Annotated in this window: 22 protein-coding genes; 10 read left to right on the top strand and 12 right to left on the bottom strand. The window is 47.7% G+C overall.

The features are described from left to right. Positions 1-37 precede the first annotated feature (37 nt). Complete coding sequence (locus tag QUA71_RS02540; RefSeq protein ID WP_333281788.1) at positions 38-1,300, top strand: MFS transporter; 1,263 nt, start codon at positions 38-40, stop codon at positions 1,298-1,300. 81 nt (positions 1,301-1,381) lie between these two features. Here QUA71_RS02540 and QUA71_RS02535 read toward each other — a convergent pair whose 3' ends face one another. The 3 genes from QUA71_RS02535 to QUA71_RS02525 form a co-directional block, all read right to left on the bottom strand. Next, the gene (locus QUA71_RS02535) at positions 1,382-3,469 is read right to left on the bottom strand and encodes an acylase (protein WP_333281785.1); all 2,088 of its coding nucleotides are present in this window, start codon (positions 3,467-3,469) and stop codon (positions 1,382-1,384) included. 368 nt (positions 3,470-3,837) lie between these two features. After that, on the bottom strand, positions 3,838-4,911 hold the full coding sequence (locus QUA71_RS02530) for a hypothetical protein (protein ID WP_333281782.1): 1,074 nt from the start codon (positions 4,909-4,911) through the stop codon (positions 3,838-3,840). Between the two features lie 102 nt (positions 4,912-5,013). Beyond that, positions 5,014-6,588, bottom strand: a complete 1,575-nt coding sequence (locus QUA71_RS02525) for a TonB family protein (RefSeq protein ID WP_333281779.1) — start codon at positions 6,586-6,588, stop codon at positions 5,014-5,016. A gap of 754 nt (positions 6,589-7,342) precedes the next feature. Here QUA71_RS02525 and QUA71_RS02520 point away from each other — a divergent pair. Continuing rightward, the gene (locus QUA71_RS02520; RefSeq protein WP_190732534.1) at positions 7,343-8,002 is read left to right on the top strand and encodes a MotA/TolQ/ExbB proton channel family protein; all 660 of its coding nucleotides are present in this window, start codon (positions 7,343-7,345) and stop codon (positions 8,000-8,002) included. Then, positions 7,986-8,387, top strand: a complete 402-nt coding sequence (locus QUA71_RS02515; protein WP_333281776.1) for a biopolymer transporter ExbD — start codon at positions 7,986-7,988, stop codon at positions 8,385-8,387. Before QUA71_RS02520 ends, QUA71_RS02515 begins: the two co-directional genes overlap by 17 nt. Before the next feature lie 237 nt (positions 8,388-8,624). Here the strand turns inward: QUA71_RS02515 and hemL are convergent, their stop codons facing one another. Then, positions 8,625-9,923, bottom strand: coding sequence for a glutamate-1-semialdehyde 2,1-aminomutase (gene hemL, locus QUA71_RS02510; protein ID WP_333281773.1), 1,299 nt, complete (start codon positions 9,921-9,923; stop codon positions 8,625-8,627). 356 nt (positions 9,924-10,279) lie between these two features. Between hemL and hisIE the strand changes: the two genes are divergently transcribed. Beyond that, positions 10,280-10,930 carry a bifunctional phosphoribosyl-AMP cyclohydrolase/phosphoribosyl-ATP diphosphatase HisIE gene (hisIE, locus tag QUA71_RS02505; protein WP_333281770.1) on the top strand — a complete coding sequence of 217 codons (651 nt, stop codon included), beginning with the start codon at positions 10,280-10,282 and terminating at the stop codon, positions 10,928-10,930. Positions 10,931-11,105: 175 nt separating this feature from the next. On the opposite strand, the gene QUA71_RS02500 is transcribed toward hisIE, so the two are convergent. After that, positions 11,106-12,362 carry an MFS transporter gene (locus tag QUA71_RS02500; RefSeq protein WP_333281767.1) on the bottom strand — a complete coding sequence of 419 codons (1,257 nt, stop codon included), beginning with the start codon at positions 12,360-12,362 and terminating at the stop codon, positions 11,106-11,108. A gap of 322 nt (positions 12,363-12,684) precedes the next feature. Here QUA71_RS02500 and QUA71_RS02495 point away from each other — a divergent pair, with 322 nt between their 5' ends. Beyond that, positions 12,685-13,191, top strand: a complete 507-nt coding sequence (locus QUA71_RS02495; protein ID WP_333281766.1) for a hypothetical protein — start codon at positions 12,685-12,687, stop codon at positions 13,189-13,191. Positions 13,192-13,755: 564 nt separating this feature from the next. On the opposite strand, the gene QUA71_RS02490 is transcribed toward QUA71_RS02495, so the two are convergent. From QUA71_RS02490 to upp, 3 genes are all read right to left on the bottom strand, one after another. Next, entirely contained in the window at positions 13,756-14,049 is a 294-nt protein-coding gene (locus QUA71_RS02490; protein ID WP_333215345.1) for a TMEM165/GDT1 family protein, read from the bottom strand. Between the two features lie 59 nt (positions 14,050-14,108). After that, positions 14,109-14,576 (bottom strand): TMEM165/GDT1 family protein, encoded by a 468-nt coding sequence (locus QUA71_RS02485; RefSeq protein ID WP_333215347.1) that lies wholly within the window; start codon positions 14,574-14,576, stop codon positions 14,109-14,111. Between the two features lie 225 nt (positions 14,577-14,801). After that, entirely contained in the window at positions 14,802-15,452 is a 651-nt protein-coding gene (gene upp, locus QUA71_RS02480; protein ID WP_006635025.1) for a uracil phosphoribosyltransferase, read from the bottom strand. A gap of 37 nt (positions 15,453-15,489) precedes the next feature. Here upp and QUA71_RS02475 point away from each other — a divergent pair, with 37 nt between their 5' ends. Then, a complete protein-coding gene (locus QUA71_RS02475; RefSeq protein ID WP_333281762.1) occupies positions 15,490-15,663 on the top strand; it encodes a hypothetical protein in 174 nt (57 codons plus the stop codon). Between the two features lie 271 nt (positions 15,664-15,934). Then, positions 15,935-17,479, top strand: a complete 1,545-nt coding sequence (crtH, locus tag QUA71_RS02470) for a carotenoid isomerase (RefSeq protein WP_333281758.1) — start codon at positions 15,935-15,937, stop codon at positions 17,477-17,479. A 151-nt stretch (positions 17,480-17,630) separates the two neighbouring features. On the opposite strand, the gene QUA71_RS02465 is transcribed toward crtH, so the two are convergent. Continuing rightward, the gene (locus QUA71_RS02465) at positions 17,631-18,071 is read right to left on the bottom strand and encodes a pentapeptide repeat-containing protein (protein ID WP_190658024.1); all 441 of its coding nucleotides are present in this window, start codon (positions 18,069-18,071) and stop codon (positions 17,631-17,633) included. Between the two features lie 530 nt (positions 18,072-18,601). On the opposite strand from QUA71_RS02465, the gene QUA71_RS02460 reads away from it, so the two are divergent. After that, positions 18,602-21,964, top strand: a complete 3,363-nt coding sequence (locus QUA71_RS02460; RefSeq protein WP_333281752.1) for an EAL domain-containing protein — start codon at positions 18,602-18,604, stop codon at positions 21,962-21,964. A 221-nt stretch (positions 21,965-22,185) separates the two neighbouring features. Here QUA71_RS02460 and sipA read toward each other — a convergent pair whose 3' ends face one another. The 3 genes from sipA to QUA71_RS02445 form a co-directional block, all read right to left on the bottom strand. Beyond that, the gene (gene sipA, locus QUA71_RS02455; RefSeq protein ID WP_006635020.1) at positions 22,186-22,425 is read right to left on the bottom strand and encodes a regulatory protein SipA; all 240 of its coding nucleotides are present in this window, start codon (positions 22,423-22,425) and stop codon (positions 22,186-22,188) included. Positions 22,426-22,781: 356 nt separating this feature from the next. After that, entirely contained in the window at positions 22,782-22,988 is a 207-nt protein-coding gene (locus QUA71_RS02450) for a hypothetical protein (RefSeq protein WP_190658020.1), read from the bottom strand. Positions 22,989-22,992: 4 nt separating this feature from the next. Beyond that, entirely contained in the window at positions 22,993-23,361 is a 369-nt protein-coding gene (locus tag QUA71_RS02445) for a GIY-YIG nuclease family protein (protein ID WP_333281748.1), read from the bottom strand. A 206-nt stretch (positions 23,362-23,567) separates the two neighbouring features. Here QUA71_RS02445 and rbfA point away from each other — a divergent pair, with 206 nt between their 5' ends. Together rbfA and QUA71_RS02435 are read left to right on the top strand one after the other, a co-directional pair. After that, positions 23,568-24,011 (top strand): 30S ribosome-binding factor RbfA, encoded by a 444-nt coding sequence (rbfA, locus tag QUA71_RS02440; RefSeq protein ID WP_333281745.1) that lies wholly within the window; start codon positions 23,568-23,570, stop codon positions 24,009-24,011. Positions 24,012-24,086: 75 nt separating this feature from the next. After that, the gene (locus QUA71_RS02435) at positions 24,087-25,709 is read left to right on the top strand and encodes a glycoside hydrolase family 3 N-terminal domain-containing protein (protein WP_333281742.1); all 1,623 of its coding nucleotides are present in this window, start codon (positions 24,087-24,089) and stop codon (positions 25,707-25,709) included. Positions 25,710-25,976 lie beyond the last annotated feature (267 nt).

Below are 25,976 nucleotides of genomic sequence, written 5' to 3'. Positions count from 1 at the left end.
ATTCTCTGAATTTTAAATCCTATCAATCGCTTCTTTAATGCAAAAATTTATTCAACTCTGGCTCGGACAAACTGCTTCGATGATTGGCAGCGCTATGTCCGCGTTTGCGCTGACTATTTGGATTTGGGAGTCCACCAGTCAAGTGACGGCTTTGGCTTTGTTGAGTTTTTTTATTCAATTGCCGCGCATCTTGCTTGCTCCGGTTGCTGGCATTCTCGTCGATCGCTGGAATCGAAAATTTTTGATGGGGAGCGGTGATGCGGTTTCAGCTTTGTTAACGCTCACTATCCTATTACTTTATATCAGCCAAAACCTGCAAATATGGCATATATATGTAGCGGCTGCGATTAACGGAATTTTTGACCAACTTCAGCAGTTAGCTTACTCCGCAGCGATCGCGACAATGATGCCAGAAAAGCATTACAGCCGCGCTAGCAGTTTAAGTTTTTTGGCAAAATACGGCGCGAGTATTATTGCTCCGACGCTGGCGGGGATTCTCTATTCTGCGATCGGGTTGAGCGGGATTTTTACGATCGACCTGGCAACTTTTACAATCGCGATCGCCACGCTAATATCTGTCAAAATACCCCAGCCCGCGATCGCCTCCAATTCCCAGCCGACTCGCCCCCACCTATTGCAAGAACTCAGCTTCGGATTCCGCTACATCGTGCAGCGTCCCAGCCTGCTTGCCTTGCTGGTGTCGGTTTCGCTATTCTGGTTCGCTCACGACATCGGCGCGGCCCTCTACTCACCGATGATTCTGGCACGCACCGGCAACAATGCCAGAATCCTCGGTACGATCCTTTCAGCCGCCGGCGCAGGCGGCGTTTTAGGAGCATCGATCGTCAGTATTTGGGGCGGCCCCAAGCGCCGAATCCGGGGCTTTCTGCTCGGCATGGCAGGCGCGGGTTTGAGTAAAATAGTCTTTGCTTTCGGTCAGGCCCTTTCCATCTGGATTCCCGCTCAATTTTGTTCGTCTTTCAATTTCCCCATCCTCGGCAGTTCCAACGAGGCGATATGGCTGGCGAAAGTCGCACCAGAGGTGCAGGGGCGCGTTTTTGCTACCAGAGCAGTGATCGTGCAATTGGCGTCAGCGCTCGGTTTATTGATCGCAGGGCCACTTGCCGATCGCGTCTTTGAACCCGCCATGCAACCGGGAGGTTTTTTAGCAGCTATTTTTGGCGGAATTCTGGGGACAGGTGCCGGTGCTGGCATGGCTTTGTTATACGCTATCTCCGCCCTAGGCTTATTCCTCGTTGCAGTCGGTGGGTATGCTTGCCGGCTGCTGCGCGATGCGTAAAGGGGACACGGAGAGAAGTCTTTTAACTTCTTCCTCCTTCCTTCTTCCTTCTTCCTCCTTCCTTCTTCCTCCTTCCTTCTTCTATAGTTTCTGGCGCGAACTCAGGTGAGCTTCAATTTCCGATCGCGATCGCCATACAGGGCGCAATTCCTTCCGAGCAAATAGCTGCAACTGATCGCCGGCGTGGGGCGAACCAGGTTGACTGGCGTTGCCGTAACTGTTTAGCGCCATCGCTTTCACCGGATTCGAGAACTCAATCGCAGCCACAAAAGAATCGCCCGCCACCGCTTGAAAGCGATTGTCTTTCCCAGGAGCGAACCATACTGAGCGAAATACACCCAAAGCACCGTCAGCTCCATTTGCCGGCAGATTCGCCTCCCCAGGCAATCGGAAGACTTCCCCCCATGCCACATCTAACGCGCCATAAGTTACCTCAACTTTGGTTGCTGTCGCTTCCAGCACCCGCACCGCCTCCGCAGGATTTGCCAACCCGTCTGGCGTCGTTAGCGGCGCATCTTCGCTCCAAGGTTTAGCGAATAACCGATCGGCATCCATCGCTTTTTTCCAAAAGGCAAACAGCACCGCACCGCGACTGTCAGCATCGACTTTCCGATCCCAAGTGGCGAGAACTTCCGCAGCGCGGCGCGCTTTTTCACTGCCTTGCCGTGCGGCGGGAATTAAATCATCGAGGAGGCGATCGGCTAGTTCTACCTGAGTGGAATGTTTGTATTGCATCAATTCATCGAAAGAGATTTTGTCATCTTCTAAGAGCATTTTTGCCGATCGCTGCGAGCGCAAATCCATCGGGCCGCGCGGTGCCATGTATGCGGGATATTTATCCGGTGCGATCGGGCTGGGAAACGTCGTTGTCCAAGGCGGATCGTTGGTATTTTGCAACCAACCGCTGGGCGGATCGACAACGCGCGGCAAATCCGCATAGGGATGATTTTTGCTCCACAAAGTCTCTGACGTATTGCCTGCGATCGTGCCTGACCAGTATTTAAAATCTCCTTTTTTGCGTATGGGGACTTGACCGTTAAACAAGTGCATGATCTGCCCCTCACGATCGGCATACATGACGGTAAACATGGGAATTTCCAAGCGCTTTAAAGCGGCTTCAAATTCAGAAAAATTCTTTGAGCGTCCCATATCCCACCATTGCTGAAGCGCTGCTGGTTTATCGAGTCCGACAACGCGCAGGGCGATCGCTTTGCCCTGTTTTTCTGTGAGAATCGGCCCGTGAACAGAACGCCGCACTACTAGAGATTCCGAGCGCAAATTCCCATTCTTTTCTTTGACTTTTAAAACCTTCTCTTCTCTGTCAAATTTTCGGACTTCGCCATCGAAGCGATAGCCATCGTTAGCGAGGGGCAATTCATAGGCATCCCAGCCATCGTGAGTGTTGACAGTATGAGTCCATCCCAAGTTGTCATTAAAGGCGATCGTTAATACAGGAAATCCGACAAGAGTCGCTCCGTAAGCGTTAATTTCTGGGCCAACCAGTTGTGCTTCGTACCATAAATATAAATCCGACCAAGGAAGGTGAGGATTTGCCAATAACATGGCATTGCCGCTTTCAGAGCGCGAAGGAGCGATCGCCCAACCATTAGAGCCTTTGGGGGTATCATTGTCAGCGATATCTTCAAGGTCCTCTGGATCGACTACAAAAGTAAAATTGATGACGCGTTGCGCGTGTGCCAATACATCTACCGGTTTGATGGGCAATGCTACCTTTAATTCTTGGGTGAGCGCCTCTGGGTGTTCTTTTGCATAGGCATTCATTCCGCCAACAAAAGCATCGATATAGTTGCGAAAAATGGGATTTTGTGATTCATACCACGCATTGGCACGATTAGGAATTCCCATCGTTTGCACCCAGCGATCGGATTCCAGATAATCTTCGCCCCAAAATTCGGCAGCTTGCCCGCGAGCTTGCCCGTAAAGACGCAAAATCAGATTACCGTGACTTTGCATTTGCGCCCACCCAAAAGCGTAGAAAAGGCTTTTAGTATTCTCTCCATAAATGTGTGGAATTCCATAGGTATCCCAAAGAATTTGAGTGCCGATTTCAGGCGAGGATTGAACCCCATTATTTAGAAGCAAAACTAAAATAAAACTCATCAATAACGAGACAATCCGGCGACCTTGTTTTTTTAGTTGTAGAAACACTGGAAATTAATTGGCTAGGGTTAAACTGAGACATAACAGCATTTTCAACAAGCTGCACGAACAAAACGCCGAGGATTTAAATTCCTTTTATGGAGAACAATGGAGAAAATTATACAAATCCGATGCCCAAAAACGTAATTTATCTACGTCTATCTGCCTCCATCTGCTGTTAAAAAAATAACACCTCTTCGAGACATCCAGAAAATCCGAAAAAACACCCTGTGTAAATCGGATGTGAAATTAAAAGCCCTCCGCTACGCTCACCAACTTGAAAAGCGCTATAAAACGCCCGTGTGTCGGCCCTAAAGCGCATTAATGCCATTGGTGAGGAGGAGGGGTAAACAAGTAGGGCGAGATAGGTTATAAGGTTATTTTTTAAGCTGCCCCTGTTGCCAAGTTCCCTCTACTTTCGTTCCATCTGCATATAGATAAGAACCTTGCCCGTGTTTCTGGCCGTTGAGGAATTCACCTTGATAGCGATCGCCATTGGCGTAAATACAGGTACCTTTGCCGTTGAACTGACCATCGCTAAATTCGCCTTCGCAGCGATCGCCATTAGCAAAAATAAAAACTCCTTTCCCGCTCATCTTACCCTTGACGAAAGTGCCTTTATAGCTATTCCCATTGGCGAACTCACGGACACCTTCACCACTAAATTCTCCATTGTCAAACGGCCCTTGATAACGTCCCCCTTCTTTAAAAGTAAGCACCCCCTGACCTTGAGTGTTGCCCTTGACAAACTCTCCTTCATAGCGGTTGCCGTTCTGATATTCGCGAACCCCTTTACCGTGAAACTGCCCTTCACTAAATTGCCCCTCATAACGACCTCCTTCAGCAAAGGTATAAATTCCCTGCCCGTGAGGCACATTATTCAGCAACTCTCCTTCGTAGCGGTTCTTATTAGCATATTGACACACGCCTTTGCCGTTAACTTTTCCTTCTTTAATATCTCCTTCGCATCGAGTGCCATTACTGAACGTAAAAGCCCCGCGACCGCTGGGAGAACCATTGGTAAAAGAGCCTTCGTAACGAATGCCGTTAGTTGAGGTAAAAGTTCCTGTACCGTCGAACTCACCGTTTTTAAAAGTGCCTTCGTAGCGGTTGCCGTTAGCAAATTCGCGGACACCTTGACCGTTGAATTCCCCATCCCCAAATTCTCCTTGGTATCGACCTTCTTCTTTAAAGGTATAGATGCCTTGACCGTGAGGTTTGCCGTTGAGAAATTGGCCTTCGTAGCGATCGCCGTTGGCATATTGACAACTGCCGGGGCCGCTGAGTTTTCCCTCACTCAATTCTCCCTCGCAACGTCCGCCATCGGGTAAAGTAATTACTCCTGCCATTGCGCTGCGAGGGTTGGCAAATAACAAAGCAATTCCCAAGTTGGAACCAAGTAATAGAGCGAGTCCAACTCGCTGAAGTTTACTTAATATTGGTGACGACATTCCCAAATTCATAATTCACAAAAAATTCAACTTTTAACTTTGCTATTCCTTGGACGGTGCTATAGAATTTCCAGCCAAATTGCTAGAGTCTCAAAAAAATCCCTAGTCAGTGAGCAGGAAGGTAATGGTTATTCTTTCTCCTTGAATGCCACTCTCTGATGGGGCATATTTCCTTTCTTCTACTGTTTTCATCGCTGCGCGATTCAAGTCGTTGTATTTGCTAGGAGTCAAGATCTTGATGTTGACTGTCTTACCGTTGGGGTCAATGTCACAAATGAGTTCCACTTGGCCTTGGCGCCCTTCTTCTCTGGCTGCGCTCGGATAGTTAGGTTTACCGCAGCCACTAATGCAAGTGCCTCCAGGCGTGCCGGGAGCGCGCGAAGGACTCCCCCCTCTTCCTGGATTTGTCGGTTTTTGCCCTGACCCCGAACCGCTTCCAGAGCCTCCGCCTCCACGACCTCCGCCTCCAGAACCTCCGCCTCCAGAACCTCCGCCTCCAGGGCCTCCGCTTCCAGAGCCTCCGCTTCCAGAGCCTCCGCTTCCAGAGCCTCCGCCTCCAGGGCCTCCGCCTCCAGAACCTGGTAAGCCAGCCGTCGCCGATCTTCCCAATCGCCCCGAACCATCCCCAAATGGCTCTGAGGAAGGTAGGTCGCCATTTTCGCTGGCGCCAGATAGTGAGTTCGACGCACTTCCTCCTGGGCTTCCACCTCCTGGGCTTCCGCCTCCTGGGCCACCAGAGGCAATGTTTCCTAAACCTCCGATCCCATTTCCAGAATTGCCACCGCCTCCTGGTCTAGTAGCTGTGACTGGCGACCCAGCCCCGGGCGATCGCTGTATGGGCCCGGAAGAAGGATTTAATGGCTCTGAGGAAGGTTCCCCGCTACCCGCCGAAGCAGATGGTGAGAGCGGGTTATTTTTTTCGGGGCTGTCGGAGGAGTTGGGATTTGCAGCATCTTTTGTAAAGTCTGTGGAACTTCCAGCACCCTTGGGGCGGGATGCGGTAACGGGTGGTTCGCTTTTTGGAGGATCGGGCGAAGGGGTTTCGGGTTCCTTGGCGATCGGGGTTTTAGGAGTTTCTGGGGAATTGAAATCCTGTTGAGGTGGGGGGGAAGGCTCGATAGGAGTTGGTGGCGGAGTTTCCGTTAAGGGCAGCTCTTTCTTAATCTCTGGTGGTGGCGTTACCGCTACGGGTGGCTCCTCTGGAATTGGCGGTGGCGTTACCGCTACGGGTGGCTCCTTAATCGGCGGTGGCGTTACCGCTACGGGTGGCTCCTCTGGAATCGGCGGGGGCGTTACCGCTACGGGTGGCTCCTCTGGAATCGGCGGGGGCGTTACCGCTACCGGCTGCTCCTCTGGAATCGGCGGTGGCGTTACCGCTACGGGTGGCTCCTCTGCGGGACTTGGCTCTGCTGGCGGTTCTGGTTTGAACGTCTCAGGTGGGGGAGATACCTTTTCTGGAATAGTCGGCTCTGGCTGGGTTTCCTCTACTTTGGGTTCATCAAGCACAACAACTTCAATGGGTTCCTCTGCAAATTCAGCAGGTTCGACCAAGTTGAGGCTCAACGGCAGCGCGACACCGTGCAGTAAGCTTGAGGCTAATAGACTGATCGCCAGAACTTTTTTGAGAGCTTCTTCTTGTTGTTCTCTTTGCGTCGCCGAAATATTTGAAAAACTCATGCCTTACGAATCTCCTTGATGGATGGGTTGGCAACGTCCTCGCTGGCTCCCCCACATAACCCGAAACAAGCTACCAACTGCGGGTTGAGCTTGCTATCACTGATGAACCTACCCATCCTATAAGAAGACTGTCACCCTGTTCAAGACTCTTGCAATTAATTTTCATTATTTTATTTTGATATAGCAAGTAGACGCTACCAATCAGCATTTCCTTTGGGTGCGCCTACGTCGCTCTCGTGGGTGCTGTCAATTTTCTGATTCTGGCAGGGCAAGGTTTCAAAATGCCTTAAATGCAATACTGTAGCCCGTAATCTACCAACAAATTTCAACATTCTCAAGCTTTTCACAGGTGATTTTACATAAGCAATAAAAAACAATAAGCTTATCTTAAATAAGAAAATATTATTGAATATTGTAAATGATGGCTTGACAAACACTGATATTTGTGGAAACCTAGTTGAGAATCTTTTAAATTATTGAAGATTATTGTCAAGTCCTAAGGCAAATCTTTAGCAAGCAAGCACTGGGAGAAAAATCGGTCGAGATCGCAGTAGAAGCATTTTGGGTAAAGACGAAGATAGTCACATACAGGTAATGCGTTTGTGCGATCGCGCGATCGCCTTTGAGTGAAACAATTCGCAGTCTGAATCACTTGTGCCGACTTGACGCAGAAACTCTACCAGCCTTCGATCGGGCTAATTGCACCATTAGGCAGCTTGCGATCACTCAACACAGCTAACGAGAATACAAACTAATGGATAATTTCATTTACATTTTTCGCGCTGGGGGCATTGTTTCTTGGCCGCTGCTTGCCTCGTCAATCGCAGCAGTCGCACTGATTTTAGAGCGTCTTGTCTTTTGGTTTAAAGTGAATCGGCGACAGCGGCGGGTGGTGCGGGAAGTGCTAAGACTTTACGGTCAAAACCCGGATTCCGCCATCAAAAAGTTACAAGTAAACGCTGATTTGCCGTTAGCCAGAATTTTTTTGGAAGCATTAGAATTAGACTCGCCCAACATCGAAGAATTTCGTTTGGTCTTAGAGAGTGCAGCTCAGGCAGAAATCCCCGTTTTGAAGCGATTCAATACAATATTTGACACCATTATCACCCTCTCCCCGCTATTTGGGTTGCTCGGAACAGTTTTGGGCTTAATTACTACCTTTGACTCCCTCAAACTGGGAGATGCTGCAGGCACCAATGCCGCGGGCGTTACCGGGGGGATTAGCGAAGCCCTCGTTTCTACGGCAATGGGGTTAGTGGTGGCAATCTTTACGCTCGTCTTTGCTAATATGTTTCGTGGGTTTTACTTACAGCAGATAGCTTTTATGCAGGAAGCCGGAGGCCAGCTAGAGCTATTGTACCGTCACCACTACGAAAAACTACCAAGAGAATCTAACTATGCGCCTACCCGATGAACCTGATAGTATTCCCCAGATCAACATCGTGCCACTGATTGATGTAACCTTCGCCATATTGACGTTTTTCATTGTTTCCTCTTTGTCTTTATCCAAATCCGAGGGTCTACCCGTAAATTTACCGAAAGCATCAACCTCTCAAGTTCAGGACTCGCCTGCTAAAATTACCGTCACCATTGATCCTCAGGGAAAATTAATGGTTGATAAAAAGTCAGTCAACTTAGAGCAGATTGAGAGTACAGTGCGACAGGTAATGGGGTCAAATCCGAACTCATTAATTGTGCTGAATGCGGATAAAAGCGTCAATCACGGAAATGTTGTGGAAGTTATGGATCGATTACGCCGAATTAAGGGAGCTAAGTTAGGGATTGCTACGGTAAAGTAGAGAGTTCCTATAATTACTAATTTGTAATTCCCTCACACCATTAAACAGGAATTACCCGGTGAAAATTTACTAAAAAAAGCCTGTAAGCCTGATTAAAAGGTAGTCCAGAATAGTCTCTACGATTCAGGACTTTATTTGATAAAGCAGTTAAAAATTAAAGTCCTTACTGCCAACAAACAGCAAGGACTTTAATTATTTATTCCTGAGTTTTAAGGACGAACATCCTTACTACACACGTTAAATACTTGCCATCACTTCACGCGCTGCAGCCAAAGTTCGATCGATATCTTCGTCAGTATGAGCCAAAGAAGTAAATCCCGCCTCAAACTGCGAAGGAGCAAGATAAATTCCGTGCTCCAACATTCCCCGGTGAAAGCGGCTGAACTTCGTCAAATCCGACTTCTTGGCATCCTCGTAATTGTGAACCGGGCCAGCCGCAAAAAACAAGCCAAACATCCCGCTAATTTGCCCGCCCCAAACCGCGTGTCCGGTTTCCTTAGCAATTTTTAGCAATCCGTCGGACAGTTTTTTGGTAATCTTATCCAACTGTTCGTAAGTGCCGGGTTTTTGTAGCAATTCCAAAGTCTTAATCCCAGCAGTCATCGCCAAAGGATTTCCCGACAGCGTACCCGCTTGATACATCGGGCCAGCAGGAGCCACCATCCCCATAATATCCCGCCTTCCCCCGTAAGCTCCCACCGGCAAACCGCCACCGATAACTTTACCTAAAGTAGTCAAATCCGGGGTGACACCGAATCTTTCCTGAGCTCCGCCGTAGGCGATGCGGAAACCGGTCATTACTTCATCAAAAACTAACAAAGCACCGTTATCTTTAGTAATTTCCCGCAAACCTTCGAGAAAACCTGCATCCGGGGTAATAAAACCGGCATTCCCCACCACTGGTTCGAGAATTACGCCTGCTATTTCGCCGGGATTTGCGGCAAATAAAGCTTTGACTGCTTCTAAGTCATTGTAGGGAGCGTTGAGGGTATTGGCAGTAGTGGATTTCGGGACGCCCGGAGAGTCGGGAAGGCCCAGAGTTGCAACGCCGGAACCGGCTTTTACCAAGAACATATCGGCGTGCCCGTGATAGCAGCCTTCAAATTTAATCAGTTTATCGCGTCCGGTAAAAGCTCGCATCAGCCGCAAAACGGCCATACAGGCTTCGGTGCCAGAGTTGACAAATCGCACCATTTCAATGCTGGGAACGGCATCGATGACCATTTCGGCCAGTACGTTTTCCAACACCGATGGTGCGCCGAAACTCGTACCTTTTTCTAAAGATTCGTGCAGCGCTTTGATGACTTCCGGGTGGGCGTGGCCGCAGATGGCCGGGCCCCAAGTACCTACGTAGTCAATGTATTGGTTTTCGTCAACGTCCCAAACATAGGCTCCTTTGACTCGATCGAATACAATGGGCTGTCCGCCTACAGATTTGAAGGCGCGGACGGGGGAACTGACGCCACCTGGCATCAACTTTTGGGCAGCGGCGAAAATTTCTTCGGATTTGGTCGTTTTCAAGGTTGTGGAAACCAATGTTTTCTCCTTAGTGAAGGTCTGTTGTTGGTAGGATACTTTTATAGCGACTTCAGGATAATGGTTAGGTCGATTCAAGGAAACTATGTTAATAGATTTTAAGGTACAAACCAATGAGTAGCAATAGTAGCTTGGGTTTTTCAGGCTTTGTAGCACCCGCATCGTGAAGCGAAGCTATCCCGTAGGGAATCGCCCTAAAGTGTAATTTTTTGTAAAAGAGTTCTTGACAATTTACCCACCCCTTGCTCAATCTTCTCTCTTCTCTTCCTCTGCGTCCTCTGCGTTCTCTGCGGTTAATAAAAAAACAATCTCCGACAGGAAAGCGTTAATCTATATTACAAAGTTGAAATAAAATTATGTCTACTACTGATTTATCGAGTTTGAGCCGATCGATCCCAATTGAAAAGATTCGTTACGACGATCGCGGTTTAGTGCCTGCGATCGTCCAAGATTATTTGGACGGTACGGTGTTAATGATGGCCTGGATGAATCGGGAGTCGCTGCAAAAAACGCTCTCTACCGGGCAAACTTGGTTCTGGAGTCGTTCTCGTTGCGAATTGTGGCCAAAAGGCGCGACTTCGGGACACGTTCAAAATGTTAAAGGGCTGCGTTACGACTGCGATAGCGATGCTTTGCTAGTGACTGTCGAACAAGTTGGAGATATTGCTTGTCACACGGGAGAAAGAAGTTGTTTTCACCAAGTTGATGGGGAAATTTCACCGCCGCCAGGGGATATGTTATCTCAATTATTTGCGGTAATTTGTGATCGCCGGGACAATCCTAACGAAAGTTCTTATACTTGCAAATTGTTCGAGGGCGGCGACAACAAGATTCTCAAGAAAATTGGCGAAGAGTCGGCGGAAGTTGTGATGGCTTGCAAAGATGACGACAAAGAGGGGATTGCTGGGGAAGTTGCGGATTTATTTTATCACGCTTTGGTTGCTTTGGCTCACCATCAAGTTGATTTGAGAGCAGTTTACCGCAAATTGGGCGATCGACGAAAATAAATTAGTTAGTTGACGGTTAACTGTTGACTGTTGACTGTTAATGCTAACAACTACAGTCTTGGACGCACGCGGGGTCACAAACCCGGTTTCTCTGGAAAATCGTGGTATCAAACCGAGAGATATTGACGCAGAAACCGGGTTTTTTTGGTCTTAGTCCTAAACCAACAACTGAATATTAGATTCTACTTTTCAACATTCGATCGAGCTTTTGCAAAATAAAAATAGCCGCGCCGACACTCAAAGCCAAACCCAACCAAAAATTATCCGCCGCCCATTTACCTCTATCCAAAGCCAAACCGCCCAGCGGCGGCCCGATTAAATAGCCGATCGCCCAACACTGAGAATTAACCGCCAAATACACACCGCGTAAAGACTCTGGCGCTAAATCCACCACCAAAGCAGAAGCAAAAGGCGTATAAGCAACAGTCGCAACCGACAAAAAACTCAAGCCTAAAACAGCTAACAATATATTGCCAGTTGCAGCCATTCCCGTCAAGCCGATCGCAATAAATCCCATTCCCCACAGCAGCGCAGAAATCATCAAAGCTTTTGGATGGGAAAATGGTCTCAAAGCTTTAACAACTGGCAGTTGCAAAGCCACAGTTAAAAACGTGCTAAAAGCAAACAAAACGGTAATTGTACCTGTTGAAAAACCTTTTTCCGTCCCCACCGCGACAAACTTGCTAAAGTACAGCGGCATTGTGGTTTGGATTTGGGAAATATATAATGTGAACAGGGTATTTACTAAAGCATAAACTAGAAGACTGCGATCGCTCAGCGCCACCATCCAACCATTTTCCCGATTTTTTTTTCCTCTCTCCCCTGGATTAGCTGGTTTGTAGGTTTCGGCGATCGCGATCGCCACCACCGCAAACAGCACTAAAAACGAGATACCATCAATAATAAAGAGCGATCGATAATTCCCCGTTAACTCAATCAACAAACCGCCCAAAATAATCCCAACTTGCAAACCCAAATTATCAGCAAGCCGCGTCAAAGCAAAAGCCTCCTGTCGCTGTTCGCCCTCCGTTAAATCCGCCACCATCGTCTCGGTTGGAGGCCAATACAAACCCACCCCAAAACCCATCAGTAAATTGCCCGCAATTAAGCCAACGAAATCATTAGTCGCCGCCAGTACAAAAGAAGCCACAGCACAAATAACTGCCGCCAGCAATAAAGTTCGCCGCCTTCCCCAAAATTTTGAATCGCAAAAAGAACCGCCCAAAACGCGGCCCAAAATTCCCGAAACTGAACCGCTACCCAAACCAATCCCAACAGCAGTAGCAGATAAGCCCACGCGATCGACAAAAAATATCGGCGCGTAAAATAAAGTAAAACCGGTGCCACTTTGGGAGAGGAATCTGCCGGCAGCAAGAATCCAGACTTGAGGGGGGAGACGGGGCAACCAAGAGGATAATTGAAATTTAGGCATATACAGTTGAATTAGGAGTTATTTCTGGACGCAGAAACCGGGTTTTTTATAAAAAAAATACGTTATGGTGTTTAATCAGGGTCAACAACAGATGTCTTTGGCCGCAGTGCATAAGTCCTGTGAGTAATTATTAATTTATTCCGTACTTTTTCCGAATTAGTATTAGTTAACCGAAGTGATGACAAACATAAGTGAGCTTAACAATTATTCAGGCTATGTTACACAAAAGTTACCATTAATTTAAAAATACTTAACAGAATTTTAGAAAAAAGTTAGTTAAACTCTAGAAAAGGCAGAAGAAAATTTTAGAGGGTCGAATTATATGACAGCTATTACAACATCAAGAGTGGAATCAATCAAACCGCGCTGGCAAGCAATTGTCATGGTGGCCCTAATTTTTTGGCTCAGCGTTAGCCTGATTTTGGATCTAGTCATTATGCCCAGTCTCTACGTATCTGGCATGATGACATCTCCCGAGTTTACAACGGCTGGGAATTTAATGTTCTGGGGATTCAACCGGGTTGAGTTAATCTGTTCGGGCCTGGTGGCAACGGGTTTGATGGTTTTGAGCAATTTAGTCGGTGACTTCGGCAAGCGCAGCCGCACAGCAATCTTATTATCATTGGTACTTCTGGCGATCGCCCTGATTGACACCTACGGCCTGACACCCCAAATGAGTGCCCTAGGAATCCAGCTAAATCTGTTCGGTGAGGCAGCAGAAGTGCCCGCCGGGATGAATCTACTGCACCAAGGCTATTTTGCATTGGAAGCGCTGAAGTTGGCTGTCGCCGGTACGCTGCTGGGCTGGTGCTACCAAAACCAAGTTTAATCGACACAATGCTGAGATGTTGAGTGCAGAAAAAAAACTCAACCAGCAGCGGGGGGCGTGAATTCACGCCCCCCGCTAATTTTTTAAATTTTAACGCGATCGTAAACTCGGCTTGAAATGCACCTGCGTTGCATCTGCGGTTTCCCTATCAATCAAACATTTATCCAATAATATGAAATCTGTTAGCATCGTCAGGCGTAAAATCCAGTCAACAGTCAAAAATCACTGACGGTGCAACCGGAATTGATAGAATTCATCTGCGTTAATCTGTGTAAACCTCTCCTCATCGGCGGTTAAAAAAAGAGAAAGTATTAACCGCAGATGACAATGGATTGACGCTAATTCACGCAGAGGTCGAGAAGAGAGATAGGAATCATTCCGATGCTAACAGATTTGATATAACTATACTGTCAAGTTTCCTGACGCGCCCAAAAACGGATACTTGCCAACGACTCCTGTTGTGGAGAACTCAAAATTTTAGACTCTTGTTCAAACTCCCAGATTCATCTGTGGAGTAAATCTAAAATCTAAAATCTAACATCTAAAATCGACCGATGGCACGCCCTACTCGGATGCTTCCGGTAAATCTGTTTTTGGCCACAGCAAACGCAAGCCCATCACCGCAAATCCGATCGCTGCGAGTCCCTTTACCAGTCGTTCCGGCAACACCTCTGCGGTGCTGAAGCCGATTGCCACGCCGATTAAACTCGCCAGCAGCAGCGCCGACGCTGTACCGAAAAATACAGCCCGCGGCGAGTTACAACTGCTGCCGAGGGCGATAACAGCTAATTGACTTTTGTCTCCCAATTCTGACAAAAACACTGTAATAAAACTGATTCCCAAAAGTTGCCAGTCCATGTTTTTTTAGTTCTTAGTTAGCTATTGTAGAAATCAACGACTTACCGACAGGCAGACAATTAACCCAGCACTTCCCACAGTAGAATCGCCGAAATCCCCAGCAAAATCACTCCGGCTGCTCTCTCCAAAGTTCTCGGAGCAATCCGACTAGCCAGCCACCTTCCCAGCAAAACCCCCAGCAAACTGGTTGCTATCAAAGCCGAACCCGCACCCGCAAAAACGATCCAAGGATTTCGGGATTCAGCCGTCATTAGCAAAATCGCAAGCTGAGTTTTGTCTCCTATTTCAGCTAAAAAAATAGTTGCAAAAGTCGAAGCAAAAACTGCCCAGTGCTTCGACTTCAGTTTCTTTTGTTCCTGACAAATATCGGGATTTACAGTCCCTGAGAGTTCAGCGGGCTCCGGGGTTAAAGCAGCACAAATATCAGTAACCTCTTTTATTTGTAGTTGTACCTGTTGTGGCAAATCATAATTGAGGTTTACTGAGTCAGAAGCAGACAAGCTTGGCGGAACAGAATCAAGTTTCACGGGCAATGAGTGCTAAACGCTATTTATTTTTGACTTGTACTTTTGATTCTAACTCTCTCTGTGCCTGCTTTTACCAAACCAGGGTCATCTTTTTCCCCCGAGCTTTCAGTAACTGATTCCTGGAACAACTCACAGCACCCAAAAAGGGATACAAGCCTCCAGATTTATCTGTCGAGTCAATCTAAAATCTAAAATCTAAAATCTAAAATTGACTGACTGACTTGTTCAGGTGCCGTAAGTTCGATCGCCCGCATCTCCCAAACCAGGTACAATAAATCCCTGTTCGTTAACTATTTCGTCGATCGTTGCCGTGTAAATCATCAAACTCGGGTACTCTGCACTCAGCCTCTTCAAAGCCGGAGGAGCAGCCACCACAGAGATAATCCGAATCAAGCTCGGGTCAATTCCCCGCTTCGTCAATTCCTGCATTGTCGCTATAATCGTGCCGCCAGTCGCCAGCATCGGCTCGCTAATTATCACCCGCGTTTCCGGGTTAAACTGCGCCGGCAATTTGTTCAAATAACAAGTCGGTTGCAGCGTCTCCTCATTTCTTGCCATGCCGAGGTGGTAAACCGAAGCCAGCGGTACAACCGTCTGAATTCCTTCGAGCAGTGCCAAACCCGCCCGCAAAATCGGTACCACAACTAACGGAGCTTCCGGGTTGATAAAAGTCGCCGGACATTCGCCCACAGGGGTCTGCACCGTCGTTTCCACTGTCGGCAGCCACTCTCGAATTGCCTCGTAAGCCAGCCACCTTCCCAATTCTGTCATCGCAGAACGAAAAAGTACCGAGGGGGTGGCGGCGTCGCGGGCAACAGCCAACCAGTGTTTAATTAACGGATGCGGGGGAACGTAAACGCGCAGTTGCAGGGACATTAGGAAATTGGGGAGAGTGCTAGGTTTGAGAAATTTTATGCGGTGCGGTCGATCTTCTTCGAGGGCTTCCCCAACGGGCGATCGATCGCTCTGTGCAACTTATCACATCCTTGAGGGCGCATACAAGCCAGAGATTGAGTTAGAACCCATTCGCCGATCGACCTCCATCAGCTTATTGAAATATTTTTCCAATAGTATTGACATTAATTAGCAACAAGGCTATAGTGATTTTTAGTGTTCTCCTCTCAAAGGATCGGCAGACGGGGGCAGTCGGCAATGGTAGACTGTTCCCGCATTTTTTTGGGAAGCAGGGGAATCGGGCATCGGGCATCGGGCATTGGGGATTGGATATTGGGCATTGGGCATTGCCGAACTTCGGTCTTCCTGACATCCGTTACATCCGCTACATAATCTCTTGCCGAACTTCTTGCTTGGGGAGCGATCGACTGTAAAATCATAGAAATATTAAGATTTTTAACCTAATGTCAGCTCCTACCCAATCCCAGTTATTTTCTCCCAACTCCCGCCCAACAGAGCAAGAGTTTGATGTAATTGTCATCGGTTCCGGCATTGGTGGACTCGTGACGGCCACCCAGCTAGCAGCTAAGAAAGCCAAAGTTTTAGTGCTCGAAAGCTATACAATTCCGGGGGGTAGCGCTGGATATTTCGATCGAGAAGGCTACAGGTTTGATGTCGGCGCCTCCATGATTTTTGGTTTCGGACAGCGGGGCACCACCAACCTCCTCACCCGCGCCCTGAAAGCAGTCAACGTCACCCTAGAAACGATTCCCGACCCCGTACAGCTTCACTATCACTTACCCGACGGCTTGGAACTTGAAGTTCCCCAGCCTTATGACAAATACTTGCAAGAATTAACAGACAGGTTCCCTCACGAACGCGAAGGAATCCACAAATTTTACGGCGAATGCTGGAACGTCTTTAACTGCCTCAACGGGATGGAATTGCTATCCCTAGAAGAACCCGGATATCTCGTCCGAGTCTTTTTTCAGAATCCCTTAGCCTGTTTGGGATTAGTAAAATATCTGCCTCAAAATACTGGCGACATTGCGCGGCGCTACATAAAAGACCCTACTTTGCTGAAATTTATCGACATGGAATGCTACTACTGGTCTGTAGTACCTGCAGACTTGACGCCGATGATTAATGCCGGCATGGTATTTTCCGACAGACATTACGGCGGCATAAATTATCCCAAAGGCGGAGTCGGTCAAATCGCCCAGAAATTAGTCGAAGGATTAGAAAAATGCGGCGGGAAAATTCAATACAAAGCTAAGGCGAAAAAAATTATTACAGAAAAGGGTCGCGCTGTCGGAGTCGAGCTAGCAACCGGCGAAGTTTACCGGGCAAAGCGGATAGTTTCTAACGCCACGCGATGGGATACTTTCGAGAAATTGCTGCCTGCAGAAGAGATGCCCGCTAGCGAGAAGAAATGGCAGCAGCGCTATCAAAAAGCCCCCAGTTTCTTGAGTTTGCATTTGGGAGTGGAAGCAAGCGTAATCCCTGCGGGTAGTGCCTGCCACCACATTTTGTTAGAAGATTGGGACAAAATGGAAGCGCCGGAAGGAACAGTTTTGGTGTCAATCCCGACCGTGCTCGACCCGGATTTAGCTCCCGCAGGATATCACATCGTTCACGCTTTTACTTCGAGTTGGATGGAAGAGTGGGAAGGACTTTCACAGCAGGAATATGAGGAGAAAAAGGAAGAGGCGGGAGGGAGAATTATTGAAAGATTAGAAAAGATTTTTCCCGGTTTAGATGCCGGTTTGGATTATATGGAAGTTGGAACAGCGCGCTCTCACCGCCGCTTTTTGGGGCGCGAAGACGGAACTTACGGGCCGATTCCGCGACAGAAGCTAATGGGTTTGCTGGGAATGCCGTTTAATCGAACTTCTATGCCTGGTTTGTATTGTGTGGGCGACAGTACGTTTCCCGGACAGGGTTTAAATGCGGTGGCATTTTCTGGGTTTGCTTGCGCGCACCGAATTGCGGTTGATTTGGGTTTTTAGCGGTCGTAGTAGGGTGCGTCAGATTGTTCGCTTGAAATACGACATAAAATGTGAGGCTCCGGGGCAGCCTACAAAAAGACTAAAAACCCGGCTTCTGAAGAGAAACCGGGTTTTAACCTCAAAATTGGTGTTTTCCATTCTTTTAATGAGTTTACTGGTCGTAGCTGCCGCCGACGCCGATTTGGGTATTGTAGACTTTCGCATCTGTGATCGTCATATCTTCCATCGATGCGCCGGATACGTCAGCGGTGTTAATGATGGCGGCGGTCAGATTTGCCCGATCGAGGTCTGCGTCATTTAAACTGGCATTAGTCAGGAAAACTTGGGTTAAGTTAGCACTCGTCAAGTTAGCACCCGTCAAGTCAGCACCTTCGAGGTTGGCACTAGATAGGTTTGCTCCTCGTAAATTTGCTTCTCTCAAATCAGCACCAATTAAATGAGCTCCCGTTAAATCTGCTCCTGACAAGTCGCACTTAAAACATTGCCCGGTTGACAATAACTGTTTGACGTGAGCGGGATTTTCAGCGCGAGCCGGACCGGCCAACAGTAGGGGAGTAATTAAAAAAGTAGCGGCTAATAGATTGCGTTTCATAATCCCTTTTCCTCACCTGACTCTGTATTTAACTTCTTGTCTTGATATCTACAATCTTACCACGGTTGTTTTCGGAAGCTGCGATCTAATTCACAGATGGGCTGTGATATCGATTGCCCTCAACAACGCATAGATGGTCTCGACAAGCTCGCAAAACATAATTTCGCAAAACTTAACACTGCCGAACTTAATACAGTGCCTTTTTGTAGTAACCTTTTCTAGGTTACCTAGGATAGGCAACAGATGCGTCTTTCTGAAGATGGAGATGATTCGCAATCCTATGGATGATTTTAGCGGCGATCGTAGCGCAAAAAGTTCACAAAAAATACCTTGTTTTTAATAAAAGTGTCACGAGACTGAAAAATTAATTTAAAATAAAGATAAGCTTATACCTTTATAGGTAGAGGAAAAGCAGTCACTGGCTTGATCCCCAGTCCAATCTCGGCTGCATTTTTAACAATAAATTTTAATTAGGTCTCAGCAGCGCCGTAAAAATCCACCTAGTGCTTGGAAAGCAGCACTTTTTTGGAATGTCGCAGAGTCCACGCGATCGCAAAACTCAATTAAATATGCTCAAAAACGATTCATCCAAGTATCTCCCAACCTTAGCTCAAGTAATTGACCGCTACCCCTTGACAGTTGCACCCGATACCCCACTAGCCGAAGTAATTACCCTGATGGGTCAACGGCGCGGAACTTGCTCTCTAAACCCAGACATTCCACCAACCGATATCTATCAGCCACTAACAGAAATAGCAAATCCCCCCACCTCAAGCGCATTTAGAGACGCGACAGGTATCTGCGTCTTTGTCGTGGAAGAATCCCTAGAAAAATTATCCTCGCACTCTGCTTCACATTCTCAATTGCAAGGAATCTTCACAGAAAGGGATCTTGTCGATTTGATTGCCTCGGGCAAAAACTTAAAAGGTATCACCATTGCAGAAGTAATGAGGCAGCCTGCTGCAACTCTGACAAAATCCGAGACTCAAGACATTTTCAGCGCCCTAATTCTGCTGGGGCAACGAAGAACTAAGCATTTACCAATATTGGATAGTGAGGGTCAACTCTTAGGAGTAATTACCCCGGAAAGCATTCGCCAAGCCATGCTGAAACCGGCAAATATTTTAAAAATGCGTCGCGTGAAAGAAGTAATGACCGCACAAGTCATTCAAGCACCTCGCTTTGCGTCAGTTAGGAGTTTAGCCGAGTTGATGGCCCAACACCGCGTTAGCTGCGTAGTAATTACCGAATCAACAGAATTATCGAGAAATTTACCGTTCCCCATTCCAGTAGGTATAGTCACAGAACGGGATATTGTCGAATTTCAAGCTTTAGATATAGATTTGTCGAAAACGATCGCCCAAACTGTGATGAGTACCCCCTTATTTAGCCTCAAGCAAGAAGACTCGCTGTGGGTAGCTCATCAGGAAATGCGCCAGCGTTTAGTCCGCAGGTTAGTAGTAACGGGGGAACAGGGAGAACTCCTAGGAATAGTTACTCAAACCAACATACTTCGCGTACTTGACCCGATGGAAATGTCCGGGGCGATTGATGTTCTGCACGATGCAGTGGCAGAAAGGACTAGGGAATTGCAAAAAGCGATCGCATCCCTCAGCTTGACTAACGCCAGACTAGAAAGGGAAATTACTACCCGCGTGCGGGCTGAGGCCAGGCTCCACCTTTTAGAATCTGCTGTAGTGAACGCTAACGACGCAATCGTGATTATGGATGCCGGAGACAGCGATATCTCCGACCCCACAATCATCTATGCCAACGAAGCTTTTACCCAAATGACGGGCTACCTACCCGAAGAAATCATCGGGAAAACCCCGAGTTGCTTGCGCGGCCCAGAAAGCGACCCAACCCAAGTCGCTAAAATTCGCCGTACTTTCTCTCGCCGAGAACCCCTACGCCTGGAATTGATTAACTACCGCAAAGACGGTTCAACATATTGGGTGGAACTCAACAGCGTACCCATTGCCGACACCTCCGGGAACGTTACCCACTGGGTGTCGGTGCAGCGAGATATTACCGATCGCAAGCGCATGGAACAAGCATTTTTTGAAGAAAAAGAACTTGCTCAGGTTACTCTACAATCGATCGGCGATGGCGTCATCACTACTGACGCCGACGGCTGCATTTTCACCCTGAATCCAGTTGCCGAAACACTCACGGGTTGGTCTACCTCGGAAGCTAAGGGTTTGCCCCTCGCCAGCGTGCTGAGAATAGTTGACGAAACTACCAGGCGGTCGATCGAAAATATCGCCGAAATCGCTTTGTGCGAAGGTCGGATTGTTGACCAAGGACACAACAGCTTGCTGATTGACCGCAACAACACCGAATTTGCGATCGACCACTGCGTCGCCCCCATCCACGCTAGCAGCGGCGAAATTGTCGGGGCCGTCGTTGTGTTTCGAGATGTCACGCAAGTGCGAACTCAAGCGCGGCAACTCACCTGGCAGGCAACTCATGACCCCCTGACGCAATTAGTCAACCGCCGGGAATTTGAGTACCAGCTAGAGCACGCCCTACACGGCGCTCAAGGTTACGGGCAAGAACACGTGATGCTTTACCTGGATCTCGATCGCTTCAAAATAGTTAACGACACCTGCGGTCATGCTGCAGGGGACGAACTGCTGCGCCAAGTCAGCCAGCTATTTAAAAGCAATATCCGCAAAACCGATATTTTGGCGCGTCTGGGCGGCGATGAATTTGCTGTACTCCTGTATAGTTGTCCCGTCGAACGAGGATTGAATGTTGCTGAAACGCTGCTGCGAACCATTCAGGGATTCCGGTTTGGGTGGCAGGACAAAACTTTTTCGATCGGCGTCAGTATCGGTTTGGTAGCAATCAATCCCAAAACAGCATCAACATCTGCGATTTTGAGCGCGGCCGATATGGCCTGCTACGCTGCTAAAAATAAAGGTCGCAACCGGGTGCAGGTTTATCAAGCCGGCGATCGAGAATTAATCAAACAGCACGGCGAAACCGAGTGGGTGGTGCAAATTCATCAAGCTTTAGAAGAGAATCGCTTTTGCTTGTATTCTCAGCCGATCGTACCTTTGCTCAACTCTCCAAACACCGGAACCCACTGCGAAATCCTCCTGCGCCTCCAGTTGGAAACTGGTGAGTTGGTGTCGCCGATGGCGTTTATTCCGGCGGCCGAACGCTACAACTTGATGCACGCGATCGACCGCTGGGTAATTCGCACTTTATTTAGCAATTTATCTAAAATTTTCACGGCCAATTTATTAGTCCAAAACCCCGGGGTAGGCAGCGATAAAATAGTTACCTTCCCTGCTTGCTCTCTTTCTGATAGGCAATCGTCATTTGGCAAATATCCCAGCCTTTATTCAATCAACCTTTCTGGGGACAGCCTCAACGAAGAAAAGTTTATCGAGTTTATTCAGGAACAGTTTTCCATCCATCAAATACCGCCGCAAATAATTTGTTTTGAAATTACAGAAACCGTGGCGATCGGTAATCTCACTAAGGCAGCCAGCTTGATTTGGCAACTCAAGGAACTAGGATGCCAGTTTGCCTTGGACGACTTCGGCAGCGGGATGTCTTCCTTTGCTTACCTGAAAAGCTTGCCGGTTGATTATCTCAAAATAGACGGCAATTTTATTAAGCATATTGTCGATAATCCTATTGATATCGCAATGGTGGAAGCTATTACCAAAATCGCTCACGTCATGGGAATTAAAACTATTGCCGAGTATGTTGAAAATCAAACAATTATGGATAAAATCAATGAACTAGGGGTAGATTACGCTCAAGGCTATCATTTGGGAAAACCTCAGCCTTGTAACTTCACATCTCCTATTTTAGAAGAAGTTTTGGGGGAGTTTTCTGTTAATTCTTTGGCTTTTGAGGCTAAGCTGGCTTGTTGAAGAAGGAAGTTGGGCCACGAGCAAGCACAGGGATTTAACGGATTTAAGGGAGGGATGTGAAGGCAAGAATGAAAAGGGAGATTTTAAGTTCTCAGATCGTTTACTGGTGTTTCGGAATGATTTAACCGCAGAGACTGCAGAGGGCGCTGACTCTCCAGAAGAGAGAGATGAATAATTCTGATACCAACGAATTTGATATCAGATCAATTCCCCATTCCCCACTACCCATTACCTTCTACATTACTTTCCGCCGCTTCAATGTACTGACTGTCTAACAAAAAAGCACCTTTTTCAAAGCGAATTCCCCAATAATTGCCGGGACGCCGATCGATCACAACGCCTTCAGCGCCGATCGCAATTAAATTCGCAGGCCGCAGCATCGGCATCGGTTCGGCAGTTTTGACGTAAGGCGGCATCGCCACAACTCGGACTTTTTGACCGATTGTAAATTCTTTTTCCATGAGTTTTATTCCTTTTGGCGATCGGTTTAATCTAGTAAAACGTTCTTCTTTTAGAGCCCAGACTTCTTCAATAAGTCGCGGATGTGAGTAGGTGTTTTTTTTGAGGTAGGCTTACTTATCTTTCAAGTGTTTGACCAGCCGACAATTCTCCAAGCTAAAGGATTCTTCATCTAAAAACCTGGATATTGCCATTTCTATCGCGTAGGAGAGAGAACATTCAAGTTCATTGGACTTGGACAATAGGGCAGCTTTTTCTAGTCTGGTCAATAATCGACCAACTGATGAATAGCTTCTGGAGAAAGGTGTTGCGTGGCGATAGTTTGAGTCATGATTCTCTGATTTCAAGTTCCGATTCTTTAGTTGCCTCGCCCCGGTTTGCAATCGGCAAAACCAAGTGCTTCGCTATCGAGGAAATTAGCAATTGCCATTTCCACAACAATTTCGATCGGATATTCAATTTCCGCAGCACGGGCGATGAGGGCGGAACGAATTCGTTCTGGAAGGTATTTTAGGATGGCTTCGGCATCAGCAGCAGATAGTTGTTCCAGAGTTGTTGATTGCATGAGTCTAGTTTTCCGGTGGGATTTGAACGTTGTAGGGCGGCTCAGTGGCTCTCAGAATAATTGCTTCTAGCTCTAATAATAACGCAGGGTTGCTCCACGCCGAGAGCGGGTGAATGGCGATCCGAACATCTTCCCAGTTGTATTTGTCGAGCCATGCCCAGAGAAATGCTTTGTGTCCGCTACTAAATCTACCGCGCAAGCTTTTGGTTTTACCGATGTAAAGCAGGCCATCCACACGATGTCTGACAGCATAAAGTCCAGGGCGAGAGGGGATGGTATTAAAGTTGTGGCTGAGGGGTTGGCATTGCTCGAATGGGGTGAAGGCAAGGGTGTCAAGAATTTGGCGGGCTTCTTGTTGGATAGAATCGGGCATGATGATAGGAGATCGTATTTGCCGGATGATTTTATATTGAGCGATCGCAAAAGTAGCAAATTGGGCAAGTTTATGTCATTATTGGCTGCGCGCTGCAATCTCAAACCCTAATTTCCTCCCCGATCGCACATAACACCCGATACCGATCGCGCTACAATTGTCAATCGGGATGAAAATGGCTGATCTAAAAGTAGGGGATAGTTTCTATGGCTACAAATCGTCGCATTGAGCGTGTAGCTTCACTGATTAAACGGGAAGTCAGCCTGATGTTGCTGAATGGAATCAAGGACGACCGTGTAGGTGCTGGTATGGTTAGCGTTACCGACGTAATTGTTTCGGGAGACCTTCAGCATACAAAAATTTTTGTCAGCATCTACGGTACTGATGAGGCAAAGGCCGAGACTATGGAGGGCTTGAAATCTGCTACTAGCTACGTCCGCAACCAGTTGGGTCAACGGGTGCAACTGCGCCGGACGCCGGAAGTGATTTTTCTCGAAGACCATTCTTTGGAACGGGGCGATAAAATGTTGATACTGCTGAATCAGCTTTCTGCCGATCGCAAACCGGGTATGTTTGATGACGAAGAATTGGCGGATGGCAATGAAAATGATGATGAAGATGATGATGATTTAGAAGCAGACGAGGATTAGTATCTGAAGGTAGTCCACAGCCCCAAGTCAACAGTCAACAGTCAACAGTCAACAGTCAACAATTCCTAATTTCCCATGATTGACAATCTTTCCTTACCAGAACTGGTGGCCCAGATGTTTGTGGTGCGCGCTTCTGGCTGCTTGTTCGACCACCAAATTCGCTATCCCGAATGGGAACCAACTGCTAGCAAACTCCGCTATTATCTGGAAAATTTGGGCGTCGGTGGGGTGATTTTGGTCGGGGGAAGTGCTGCGGAGTTGGCGGTTCGATCGCACCAATTGCAGTCTTGGGCCAAGTTTCCGCTGCTGCTGGCGGCTGATATTGAAGAAGGTGTCGGCCAGCGGTTCGGCGGGGCGACTTGGTTCGGGCCACCGATGGCGATTGCTGAAGTGGCGCGCCATGATTCAGGTAAAGCCGATCGATATGCTGAACAAATGGGCGCTGTCACTGCGATCGAAGCTAGGGCGATCGGTCTAAATTGGATTTTCGCACCGGTGGTTGATGTTAACAACAATCCCGACAATCCTGTGATTAACGTCCGCGCTTTTGGCGAGACACCGGAAATTGTCGGGAAATTAGCCGCTGCTTTTATTCGCGGCGCAGGCCAACACCCGGTTTTGACTACAGCTAAGCATTTTCCCGGCCACGGAGACACGGCGGTTGATTCTCACTTGGAATTGCCGGTTTTGCCGCATTCGCCAGCGAGATTGACTGAGGTTGAGTTGCCTCCTTTTGTTGAGGCGATCGCCGCTGGGGCCGATGCTGTGATGAGTGCTCACTTGCTGATTCCGGCTTGGGATGCCGAGTTTCCTGCTACTCTTTCTCGCAAGATTTTGATCGGGAAGCTGCGAGAAGAGTTGGGATTTGAAGGTTTGATCGTGACGGATGCTTTGGTGATGGGTGCGATCGCCAATAAGTACGGCACTAATGAAGCTGCTGTTTTGGCCGCTGAGGCTGGTGCTGATGTTTTGCTGATGCCGCTTGACCCGGAAGGGGCGATTCTGGCTGTCTGCGAAGCTGTCACTCAAGGGCGGCTTTCTATATCACAAATAAAGGAATCTGTCAAGCGAATTTGGTCGGCTAAAGCTAAAGTCGGTTTGTTAGTAAAGGAAAAGGAAAAAGCAGTAAATTCAACATCGATCGAGTCGATCGACTTAGGTTTGCTGGCAAATCCACAGGCAAGGGCAACTGCTGCGGATATTTTGCGAGATTCTTTGAAATTTGGAGGTTCTCTGCCTTTAGTGGCGAAAAAGCCCCCAGAAAACCAGCTTTTGCGGAATTTGATTGTTGTAGATGATGTTTTGGGGTGCGAGTTTTTGGGCAACCACACTCCGGCGATCGCCCTTCCCGAACAGTTTGGTTACGAATTGCAACTAATTGACGATCGCACAGGCGCGATCGCTGAAAATACAGGTGCAGAGCATTTTTCTCCGACGCTGCTGCAAATTTTCATTCGCGGCAATTGCTTCCGAGGCAGTGCTGGTTTGACCGAAGCAGCTCAAGATTGGTTTAAGAAATTATTAAAGACGGGTGAACTGCAAGCTGTATTAATTTACGGAAGCCCCTACGTTTTAGAGCAATTTTTGCCACACTTGCCTCCGAGTATTCCTTATGTATTCTGTTTTGGGCAGATGCCGGCCGCGCAATCTCTGGCTCTAGAATTGCTGTTCGGCATTAACGAAACTGGTAATGCTTGAGTTGCCGGACTCCTGAATCTTTCCTTTGCTGCTTGCTACCTCAAGATTTAAATTCATCAACCCGGTTTCTCGCGAGAAATTCTGCCTTTGGGGGGAGAAGCATCCAGAAACCGGGAATCCGGCTTTAGTGCGTAAGTCCTGAAGTGATACCAATTTCAAAAAAGAATGCAACTGTAGGCAAGCTACAAACCCATATCCAGTCATTCATTCCCAATTCTAAAATCTAAAATCGCTCGACTGAGGTCTGAAATATAGAAGGGTATGAGC

The sequence above is a fragment of the Microcoleus sp. MON1_C5 genome (genome assembly GCF_036701875.1).
GTDB lineage: Bacteria > Cyanobacteriota > Cyanobacteriia > Cyanobacteriales > Microcoleaceae > Microcoleus.
The sequence above is the reverse complement of the archived record's forward strand: the minus strand, read 5'-3'. Positions and strand labels throughout refer to the sequence as shown.

What these genes read in the sequence shown, in the direction of transcription:
- QUA71_RS02530 (WP_333281782.1), bottom strand. Translation starts at nt 4,911, where the DNA reads ATGTCGTCACCAATATTAAGTAAACTTCAGCGAGTTGGACTCGCTCTA.
- rbfA (WP_333281745.1), top strand. Translation starts at nt 23,568, where the DNA reads ATGGCTACAAATCGTCGCATTGAGCGTGTAGCTTCACTGATTAAACGG.
- QUA71_RS02515 (WP_333281776.1), top strand. Translation starts at nt 7,986, where the DNA reads ATGCGCCTACCCGATGAACCTGATAGTATTCCCCAGATCAACATCGTG.
- QUA71_RS02495 (WP_333281766.1), top strand. Translation starts at nt 12,685, where the DNA reads ATGACAGCTATTACAACATCAAGAGTGGAATCAATCAAACCGCGCTGG.
- upp (WP_006635025.1), bottom strand. Translation starts at nt 15,452, where the DNA reads ATGTCCCTGCAACTGCGCGTTTACGTTCCCCCGCATCCGTTAATTAAA.
- QUA71_RS02525 (WP_333281779.1), bottom strand. Translation starts at nt 6,588, where the DNA reads ATGAGTTTTTCAAATATTTCGGCGACGCAAAGAGAACAACAAGAAGAA.
- QUA71_RS02445 (WP_333281748.1), bottom strand. Translation starts at nt 23,361, where the DNA reads ATGCCCGATTCTATCCAACAAGAAGCCCGCCAAATTCTTGACACCCTT.
- crtH (WP_333281758.1), top strand. Translation starts at nt 15,935, where the DNA reads ATGTCAGCTCCTACCCAATCCCAGTTATTTTCTCCCAACTCCCGCCCA.
- QUA71_RS02450 (WP_190658020.1), bottom strand. Translation starts at nt 22,988, where the DNA reads ATGCAATCAACAACTCTGGAACAACTATCTGCTGCTGATGCCGAAGCC.
- sipA (WP_006635020.1), bottom strand. Translation starts at nt 22,425, where the DNA reads ATGGAAAAAGAATTTACAATCGGTCAAAAAGTCCGAGTTGTGGCGATG.
- QUA71_RS02540 (WP_333281788.1), top strand. Translation starts at nt 38, where the DNA reads ATGCAAAAATTTATTCAACTCTGGCTCGGACAAACTGCTTCGATGATT.
- hisIE (WP_333281770.1), top strand. Translation starts at nt 10,280, where the DNA reads ATGTCTACTACTGATTTATCGAGTTTGAGCCGATCGATCCCAATTGAA.
- QUA71_RS02520 (WP_190732534.1), top strand. Translation starts at nt 7,343, where the DNA reads ATGGATAATTTCATTTACATTTTTCGCGCTGGGGGCATTGTTTCTTGG.
- QUA71_RS02500 (WP_333281767.1), bottom strand. Translation starts at nt 12,362, where the DNA reads ATGCCTAAATTTCAATTATCCTCTTGGTTGCCCCGTCTCCCCCCTCAA.
- QUA71_RS02490 (WP_333215345.1), bottom strand. Translation starts at nt 14,049, where the DNA reads ATGGACTGGCAACTTTTGGGAATCAGTTTTATTACAGTGTTTTTGTCA.
- QUA71_RS02435 (WP_333281742.1), top strand. Translation starts at nt 24,087, where the DNA reads ATGATTGACAATCTTTCCTTACCAGAACTGGTGGCCCAGATGTTTGTG.
- QUA71_RS02475 (WP_333281762.1), top strand. Translation starts at nt 15,490, where the DNA reads ATGCGGTGCGGTCGATCTTCTTCGAGGGCTTCCCCAACGGGCGATCGA.
- QUA71_RS02460 (WP_333281752.1), top strand. Translation starts at nt 18,602, where the DNA reads ATGTCGCAGAGTCCACGCGATCGCAAAACTCAATTAAATATGCTCAAA.
- QUA71_RS02465 (WP_190658024.1), bottom strand. Translation starts at nt 18,071, where the DNA reads ATGAAACGCAATCTATTAGCCGCTACTTTTTTAATTACTCCCCTACTG.